Below are 7,126 nucleotides of genomic sequence, written 5' to 3' on the forward strand. Positions count from 1 at the left end.
GACTACATTGCCGTATTCGAGAAAGAACTGGATGTCCGTGCGTTATCACCTGATATCGCCACGCTGAGAGAATTAGACCTGCGTGGAGTCTGTATAACCGCACAGGGATTGAACGTTGATTTTATCAGCCGTTTCTTTGCCCCAAAGCTCGGCATCCCTGAGGACCCTGTAACTGGCTCGTCACACTGCGAACTTGCTCCTTATTGGGCGTCAAGGCTTGGGAAAACTATGCTGAAGGCATTCCAGGCATCGAGACGCGGCGGTGAGATTGTATGCACTGTTGATGGTGACCGGGTCATTTTAGAGGGAACTGCAGTTACCTTCATGGAAGCGGAAATTGATATAGGGTCATATTATCCAACCGGCCTGTGAATGAGATAAGAAGGATTTGTCCGGAAATAAAAAAAACGGGAAGGCATTGTGCACTTTCCCGCTTTTTTATTAAGAGTATATCAGGGCATTAGCTCTTTTTAATGTACAGCTCCCAGTGCCCCTTGTCTTCAACCTTGACTGAATCAAAACCAAAGCCCTCTTTTTGCGCATATTTAGGGATGGAGTCCTCGGCTGAGGCAGGCGCGTCACACAGCACCTTTAACATCGTGCCGCCTTCCATCTTTTGCAGCTTCTTCTTCGTTAACACCAGTGGATAGGGACACACCCTTCCTAGCACATCCAGAACCTCTGTCGGTTCCTGAGACCTTAGATCGCCCATCGCTTTCTCCTTGTTTTATATTGTTAGATATCCTTCAATAAGAACATGCACTGTAAGAACATGGCACTAAAAGAACATGATATGGTCAGCCGATTCCATTTCACCCATTATCGTGGAAAACGGCACCAGCTCACTTGCCATATCTGCGCCTATGTCCTCGGCGTCCATGATTATCTGCTCCTCAGTCAGACCGTACTTCTTTACGTCTTCTTCGCAGATAAGCACCTTTATGTCCGTAAGCAGGGCGTTCTTAATGTGAGACTCCAGTGTCGTTACTCCATAGACATCTGAGGCCTTCTGATTTCTTATGCAATTCAACACCCCTGCACCGACAAACGCCAACACCGGCTCGACATTTTCCCCGTCCTCAAGGTGAATCTCTACCGTCTGACTAGCTATCGCATGAGTTAAGGCAAGCCGCGATGTCTCAGACTTGTACGGCATTTTATCCACTATAAAGGCTATTTTCTTTATCGACATTACTCACCTCCTATGTGAAGCACCCTGTCTGCGGAGAAACAGCTGGCAAGGTACCAGTCCATGCTCTTTCTGCCAAGGCTGCCGATTACGTCTTCTTTGTGATACCCGCGAGACTCCGCACACGCCTCACACGCCGTTACATTCATGCCGCCTTCAACCAACGAAGTGATGGTTTTCTCCAGCGATGAGTAGTCCTTAAAAGAACGCTGCCCCTTTTTTGACAGCATTGTGCCGTTTCCTGACAGCCACATATCAACGTCATGGCCTTTCTTTCTTGCAGCCTCTGCCAGCTTCACCGCGAAGTCCAGCGTCATCGACCCGACAAGCGAAGAAAAGCATCCGATGGTTAATTTACCCATTTTTTTTGCCTCCTATAGCCAGATTGTTTTACTGAATTCGTTAAACAGGAGATCGACCAAGCCGTCATAAGTTACTACCGTTACACTTGAGTCGACCTGTGAAGGTTCTATTCCGCGCGCTGCTATGTCCTCAGACAATGCATATACCTTCTGTCCTTTACCGAGAACCGGCGATTTCTGGCCGTTTTCTTTGAGCGCCGAGCAGTACACAGCGTTTTGTACCAGTACCAGATCAAATGACCCTGCGCTTAGTCTGTCAAGGGTATCGTTTGACTTTGTGTGCTCACTTAAAAATACCCCTACTTTCATAAATACACCCCCTTAGTTTACTTGATTTTGTTTATATCCATGGCTCCAATGGTAACTTTGAGTTATAACAATTTTGAGATAAAATTGTCAAGACTAGGTTATAATATTTTAAGATGAATAGCAGATGGAGGCTGAAATGAAAGAAGCAACCGTGGAAAAAAAGTTTTATCCTGACTATTTAGTCGAGATACTCGCAGTGGCACTGGTCATTGGGATGGCAACACTTGTCCTTTCAATGTCATACCCTAAGGAGCTGGGGCGCAGGATTAGTTTCTCCGCACCTTTCAGCCCCAAGCCGGAGTGGTTCTTTCTTTGGTTTTTCGAGATATTGAAATACTTTAAAGGCAACTTTGCATTCATCGGGGCAGTCGTCCTTCCAGCTATTTTTATCGTTACCCTTGTGATGATTCCATTTATAGACTCAGGCGGGCGCGGCAGGATACGAGCAACAGTGGCAATAGGCCTGATTTACTTGTGCTTTATTGTATTTACAATCCTGCCTGCCCTTGACTATTGACATGCTTAAAGGCCAGGTTCAGGTATATACAGGAGACGGCAAGGGCAAGACAACTGCGGCAGTGGGGCTATCAGTGCGGGTGCTTGGCGCCGGGGGCAGCGTGTTTTTCGCCCAGTTCATAAAGGCGCGGCAGTCGTCTGAGTTTGCGGCGCTTGAGTCCTTTGGAGGGCGTTTCTGCCTGAGACGCTTTGGTCGGGGATTTGTCAGGGGCGCCCCCTCAAAAGAAGATATTGACGCGGCACGGGCGGGTCTACATCACACCAGAGAGGCGATGCTATGCCGTTGCTATGACATAGTTGTCCTCGATGAGATAAATGGTGCCGTTAGTGCTGGCCTAATATTGCCAGAGGAAATTATCCAGCTCATCAAAGACCGGCCTGATAATGTCGAACTAGTCTTAACCGGCAGGGGTGCACACGCGGATATTGTCGCCGCCGCAGACCTCGTGACTGAATTGAAGGAAATAAAACACTATTACCACAAGGGGGTAATGGCCAGAAAGGGTATAGAGTACTAGTAGGTGGACACACATATTAAGGAGTTATAGATGACAAAACAGGATATAATCAATTTCAAGAAATGGTTTTCGGATTTCTGCCTGAGCTACCACGTTGACAACATCGAAGACCAGAGAAATATCACGTTAAAGGAAAAGCACACGAAACAGGTATGCGCCAACATGGTGGAAATCGCGCAGGCACACTTAGGCAGTGACAACGAAGTCCTGCTTGCCGAGGCAATTGCCCTGTTTCACGACACGGGGAGGTTTCCCCAGTACGCCAAATACAAGACCTTCAAAGACGCCGTGTCCATTAATCACGGCCTGCTTGGTGCCGAGACACTGCTTAGTCAACAGATCTTAACTAATCTGCCCGCCCAAGAGCAACACCTGATACTCCAGTGCGTCAAATATCACAACGCCTATAAGATACCTCATTCACAGACCGACGAAACCGTAATTTTTCTTAAAATGATACGTGACGCCGACAAGCTCGACATTTGGGAGGTGTTTATAGAGTTGTTTTCGCTTCCGCCGCAAGAGAGGGCATCAGCCGCCACACTTGGCTTCCTGGACACCGCTGGGTATTCAGACAGGCTGATTAAGTGTATCTATGACAATACAATGGGCAATTTAAAAGACGTGAAATCTCTGAACGACTATAAGATACTCCTGCTGAGTTGGATATTCGACATAAACTACGAAAAGAGCTTTAGTTTGATAGGCGGCAGGGACTATATAGCAAGATTCTCCGAGTTTTTGCCGCAAAACGATGAGATTCGACAAATAACGGCTGAACTTGCCACATACGTCAGCAAGATGGCAGGCGCTTAAACAATGCTTCCATAACTCCAATTCACCTGCTTCTCTTGTGACCAGTTTTTGCTGTTAGGATTGGAATCGTGGATTACCTTGCTTACACTTTCGTAAAGCCAGGTCTTTTTACCTTGCGTCCTGTTGCCATATATGGCATGGACATGCGGGGGTTCGTGCCACAATCCCCAGATCAGTTTCGCTGGAATGACAAAAAAAGAGAAGGAAATGGTCTATTAATTTTTCAATTGTTCAAGCCTCATCTGTCATTCCCATATTTTTTCTGTCATTCCCGCAAAAGCGCAATCAAGGAGAGAAAGTCACGGCTGCAAGTTGCTAATGCGTTTGTCCTGCCAAACCAGCTTGCCTGCTTATGTCACCAACCGAACTGCCCGTACTTTGAACTTATCAATAGACCTTCGCCACTGCATACCTTCGACACTGCACATCACGACTTCCTTTTCATAATTCTACCTTATTTGCATGTCCTTTGAATCTGGATATATTCATTTTGGGCGGCTTATTGCATTTTTGCGGTTATAACGTATATACTATGGTTAGTTACGCAACTTTACCCTGTGATATGGCCTGAGCCTGGGGGACAATGTGAAACAAAAAAACGCCGCACTGGTATCAGTGATTTCTAACTCAACCCTTGTGCTATTTAAAATAGCGGCTGGAATTCTTACCGGCAGCGTGAGTATTATCTCTGAGGCTATTCACAGCTCTATTGACCTAGCTGCCGCTGTGATGGCTTTTTTCAGTATAAGGCAGGCTGGCCTGCCTCCTGACTCACGTCACCCCTATGGGCACGGGAAGATAGAAAATTTGAGCGCTCGTGCCGAGGCCATTCTGATAATTGCCGCCGCTGTGTTTATCGTAAGCGAGGCCCTCGATAAAATCAAGACTGGCGTCAAGCTTGCCATGCCCGCTATGGCAATGGCTGTCATGGGTGTGTCAGTTGTAGTGAATTTTTTTGTTTCCCGCTATCTGTTTAAAGTCTCAAAAGAAACTGACTCCCCGGCTTTGGAGGCAGACGCCCAGCACCTCAAGGCAGATATTTACAGCTCTGCCGCCGTATTGTCGGCTATAGTTTTAGTTGCAATCACGGGACGCCATATTATTGACCCCATCGCCGCCGTCATTATTTCGATATTAATCTTTTATGAGGGCATTATGATTGTAAAGAAATCCATAGGCTCTCTGCTGGATACCTCACTTCCAGATGACGAAGTCGAAGATATAAAGAATATTCTCGACTCGGAATCGAGAAATATTAAAGACTACCATGAGCTGCGAACCAGAAAGGCAGGACGGCAACGGCATATTGACCTGCACCTCACCGTGTGCGCTAATGAAACCATTAGCAAAACTCATTCTACTATGGATATAATAGAGCAGAGAATCGCCTCTCGGCTCAACAACTGCACGGTGATAATACACCCTGAACCATGCGGCTTGATGACAGATATGTGTCCCAATGACTGCGTCTGGGACAAGGACAACGGAGGATTAAGGCATGGATAAAAAACTGAGCATTTTGATAGTTATTCATCGGGATATCGCGGTTCGTGACGTAACCAAAGGGACGCTGCGCTACATCGGCTATTCAATCATTAACACTGTAAACGACCCTAAAAATGTCGTCGAATTCCTACTTCGCGAAAAATGTGATTTAATAATCATAGACTACGACTCCATCGAAAACTCAAAGATAGACGTTCTAAGTGCAATCAGGTCTAACCCTGCCCTTGGTAATAAGCGAATTGTCCTGCTCTATAAGGACGACCTTGAGGCCAGTTCACTAAAACAGCTCTATAACGATGGCGTAAGCTCTATCCTAAAATTTCCATTTCAAATGACTGATGTCCAAAAGTCCATAGCCGACGCCACTCGCAGCGAGTCCACGGTGGTGGCCGAGACCTACGCAAAAATAAGACAACTTGATTTCTTTTCCTTTATGACCGACGAAGACATTGTTAAACTCCTCAGAATGAGCAAGCTCAGGCGCTATAAGACAGATGAGTTTATATTTGACGAGGGGGACTCAGGCGACCGCTTTTACGTCATCGTCGACGGTTCAATCTCTATTTATAAGCAGTTGGAGGATGGCAAGATTGAGCGCCTTGCTGAACTAAACCGAGGCGAGTGCTTTGGCGAGATGGCCCTGCTTGAGGACTCCACCCGCTCGGCTCGGGCAGTTGCCAACGAGGACATTATGCTCTTTGAGCTTGACAAGGCCATTATGAACAGCTACGACGACATTATTACGCTGAAATTATATAAGAAATTTGCCTATATATTTAGTGAGCGCCTACGAAGGGCAGACAAGAAAATCAGAGACCTTGCCCTCTATTCATATAAAACACCGGAAGGCCAGGCCAATTGACCAAATCAACCGCCCCGGGTCTGATGACATTTATGCGTCCATCTGAGATCTCTACGATTGTCGATGCCGGGGCGCCTTTGGTCTTGCCGCCATCGATTACCATGTCAATTGAGCCGCTGAAGTAGTCGATGACTGCTTGAGCCTCAGAGGCTGGCGGCTCATTGGCAATATTGGCGCTGGTTGCCGTTATGGGAAACCGGACATGCTTCACAAGCCTGAGGGCAGCTGAATGCCCGGGCACACGCACTGCCACCCTACCCTGCCCACTCACAATAAACGGCGACAGCCCTGGCTTTGCCTTAAAGAGTATTGTCAATGGCCCGGGCCAGTACTTTTCCATTAATGCCAACTCCTCAGGCTCAATCTCCGCAACCAGCCCATCGAGCTGAGTTATGTCAGCCGCTATAAGTGGAAACGGTTTATCTGGCGGTCTTCTTTTTAAGTCCCAGAGCCGCCTGAGCGCGTCACTGCCATTTATGGCACCGCCTGCGGTTACACCAAGTCCATAGAATGTCTCAGTAGGATAGGCAATTATCTTACCAGCATTGAGATATTCTAAGGCGGTGTCAAATATGACCTGCTCCGGGGTTTCAGATAGTCTTAATAGCATATATTAACAACTATGGCGGCACAAACAGGTTAAACTTCTATGTCCTGGAGCTTTTTTGCCTCGAAATGTGTCGAGAGTGTCTCGATTATCTCTTCCATATCGCCCTCAAGCACCTGTGTGAGCCTGTGCAGCGTAAGCCCTATCCTGTGGTCAGTGACCCTGTTTTGAGGGAAATTATATGTCCTGATGCGCTCGCTCCTGTCGCCTGAGCCTACCTGGGATTTTCTCGAGTCTGCGCGCAGCCGCTCCTGTTTTTCTATCTCCATGTCGTAGAGTCTTGATCTGAGTACCTTCATTGCCCGAATCTTATTTTTCAGCTGGGAGCGTTCGTCCTGGCACTGGACAGTAACACCGGTAGGGATATGCACAATCCTGATGGCCGAATATGTGGCTGTCAGGAAACGGCACAATGCTGTCAAAAAAGGGGCAGCGTTCTTT

General features: G+C 47.2%; 12 protein-coding genes. 6 read left to right on the plus strand and 6 right to left on the minus strand.

What is annotated here, in order from left to right; translation table 11 throughout:
• Positions 1 to 372, plus strand: a 372-nt coding sequence (locus AB7D94_RS15270) for a PhzF family phenazine biosynthesis protein (RefSeq protein ID WP_420266843.1), incomplete at its 5' end; no start/stop codon positions are given.
• 88 nt (positions 373 to 460) lie between these two features.
• Here AB7D94_RS15270 and AB7D94_RS15275 read toward each other — a convergent pair.
• The 4 genes from AB7D94_RS15275 to tusB all read right to left on the minus strand — a co-directional run bounded on the left by AB7D94_RS15275 (position 461) and on the right by tusB (position 1,860).
• A complete protein-coding gene (locus AB7D94_RS15275) occupies positions 461 to 712 on the minus strand; it encodes a sulfurtransferase TusA family protein (RefSeq protein WP_420266844.1) in 252 nt (83 codons plus the stop codon).
• A 66-nt stretch (positions 713 to 778) separates the two neighbouring features.
• Positions 779 to 1,192, minus strand: coding sequence for a DsrE family protein (locus AB7D94_RS15280; RefSeq protein ID WP_420266845.1), 414 nt, complete (start codon positions 1,190 to 1,192; stop codon positions 779 to 781).
• On the minus strand, positions 1,192 to 1,551 hold the full coding sequence (locus AB7D94_RS15285) for a DsrE family protein (protein WP_420266847.1): 360 nt from the start codon (positions 1,549 to 1,551) through the stop codon (positions 1,192 to 1,194). The genes AB7D94_RS15280 and AB7D94_RS15285 overlap by 1 nt, the downstream gene beginning before the upstream one ends.
• A gap of 12 nt (positions 1,552 to 1,563) precedes the next feature.
• Positions 1,564 to 1,860 carry a sulfurtransferase complex subunit TusB gene (gene tusB, locus AB7D94_RS15290; RefSeq protein ID WP_420266848.1) on the minus strand — a complete coding sequence of 99 codons (297 nt, stop codon included), beginning with the start codon at positions 1,858 to 1,860 and terminating at the stop codon, positions 1,564 to 1,566.
• Positions 1,861 to 1,996: 136 nt separating this feature from the next.
• Between tusB and AB7D94_RS15295 the strand changes: the two genes are divergently transcribed.
• From AB7D94_RS15295 to AB7D94_RS15315, 5 genes are all read left to right on the plus strand, one after another.
• A complete protein-coding gene (locus AB7D94_RS15295; protein ID WP_420266849.1) occupies positions 1,997 to 2,377 on the plus strand; it encodes a cytochrome b family protein in 381 nt (126 codons plus the stop codon).
• Positions 2,367 to 2,894 (plus strand): cob(I)yrinic acid a,c-diamide adenosyltransferase, encoded by a 528-nt coding sequence (locus AB7D94_RS15300; RefSeq protein ID WP_420266850.1) that lies wholly within the window; start codon positions 2,367 to 2,369, stop codon positions 2,892 to 2,894. The genes AB7D94_RS15295 and AB7D94_RS15300 overlap by 11 nt, the downstream gene beginning before the upstream one ends.
• Positions 2,895 to 2,924: 30 nt before the next feature.
• Positions 2,925 to 3,710 (plus strand): HD domain-containing protein, encoded by a 786-nt coding sequence (locus AB7D94_RS15305; protein ID WP_420266852.1) that lies wholly within the window; start codon positions 2,925 to 2,927, stop codon positions 3,708 to 3,710.
• Between the two features lie 585 nt (positions 3,711 to 4,295).
• Positions 4,296 to 5,216 (plus strand): cation diffusion facilitator family transporter, encoded by a 921-nt coding sequence (locus AB7D94_RS15310; protein WP_420266853.1) that lies wholly within the window; start codon positions 4,296 to 4,298, stop codon positions 5,214 to 5,216.
• Positions 5,209 to 6,078: a cyclic nucleotide-binding domain-containing protein gene (locus tag AB7D94_RS15315; protein ID WP_420266854.1), complete on the plus strand. Its 870-nt coding sequence runs from the start codon at positions 5,209 to 5,211 to the stop codon at positions 6,076 to 6,078. Before AB7D94_RS15310 ends, AB7D94_RS15315 begins: the two co-directional genes overlap by 8 nt.
• Here AB7D94_RS15315 and AB7D94_RS15320 read toward each other — a convergent pair.
• Positions 6,026 to 6,688, minus strand: coding sequence for an L-threonylcarbamoyladenylate synthase (locus tag AB7D94_RS15320; RefSeq protein WP_420266855.1), 663 nt, complete (start codon positions 6,686 to 6,688; stop codon positions 6,026 to 6,028). The two genes, AB7D94_RS15315 and AB7D94_RS15320, sit on opposite strands and share 53 nt — an antisense overlap.
• Before the next feature lie 29 nt (positions 6,689 to 6,717).
• A partial coding sequence (locus tag AB7D94_RS15325; RefSeq protein WP_420266856.1) for a peptide chain release factor-like protein occupies positions 6,718 to 7,126 on the minus strand: 409 nt, incomplete at its 5' end.

Origin of the sequence: Candidatus Magnetominusculus dajiuhuensis (genome assembly GCF_046044395.1) — a bacterium.
Taxonomy (GTDB): Bacteria; Nitrospirota; Thermodesulfovibrionia; order Thermodesulfovibrionales; family Magnetobacteriaceae; genus Magnetominusculus; species Magnetominusculus dajiuhuensis.

Bases quoted from the DNA above. Each gene is read 5' to 3' on its own strand.
- AB7D94_RS15275 (WP_420266844.1), bottom strand. From the start codon at position 712: ATGGGCGATCTAAGGTCTCAGGAACCGACAGAGGTTCTGGATGTGCTA.
- AB7D94_RS15280 (WP_420266845.1), bottom strand. From the start codon at position 1,192: ATGTCGATAAAGAAAATAGCCTTTATAGTGGATAAAATGCCGTACAAG.
- AB7D94_RS15285 (WP_420266847.1), bottom strand. From the start codon at position 1,551: ATGGGTAAATTAACCATCGGATGCTTTTCTTCGCTTGTCGGGTCGATG.
- tusB (WP_420266848.1), bottom strand. From the start codon at position 1,860: ATGAAAGTAGGGGTATTTTTAAGTGAGCACACAAAGTCAAACGATACC.
- AB7D94_RS15295 (WP_420266849.1), top strand. From the start codon at position 1,997: ATGAAAGAAGCAACCGTGGAAAAAAAGTTTTATCCTGACTATTTAGTC.
- AB7D94_RS15305 (WP_420266852.1), top strand. From the start codon at position 2,925: ATGACAAAACAGGATATAATCAATTTCAAGAAATGGTTTTCGGATTTC.
- AB7D94_RS15315 (WP_420266854.1), top strand. From the start codon at position 5,209: ATGGATAAAAAACTGAGCATTTTGATAGTTATTCATCGGGATATCGCG.
- AB7D94_RS15320 (WP_420266855.1), bottom strand. From the start codon at position 6,688: ATGCTATTAAGACTATCTGAAACCCCGGAGCAGGTCATATTTGACACC.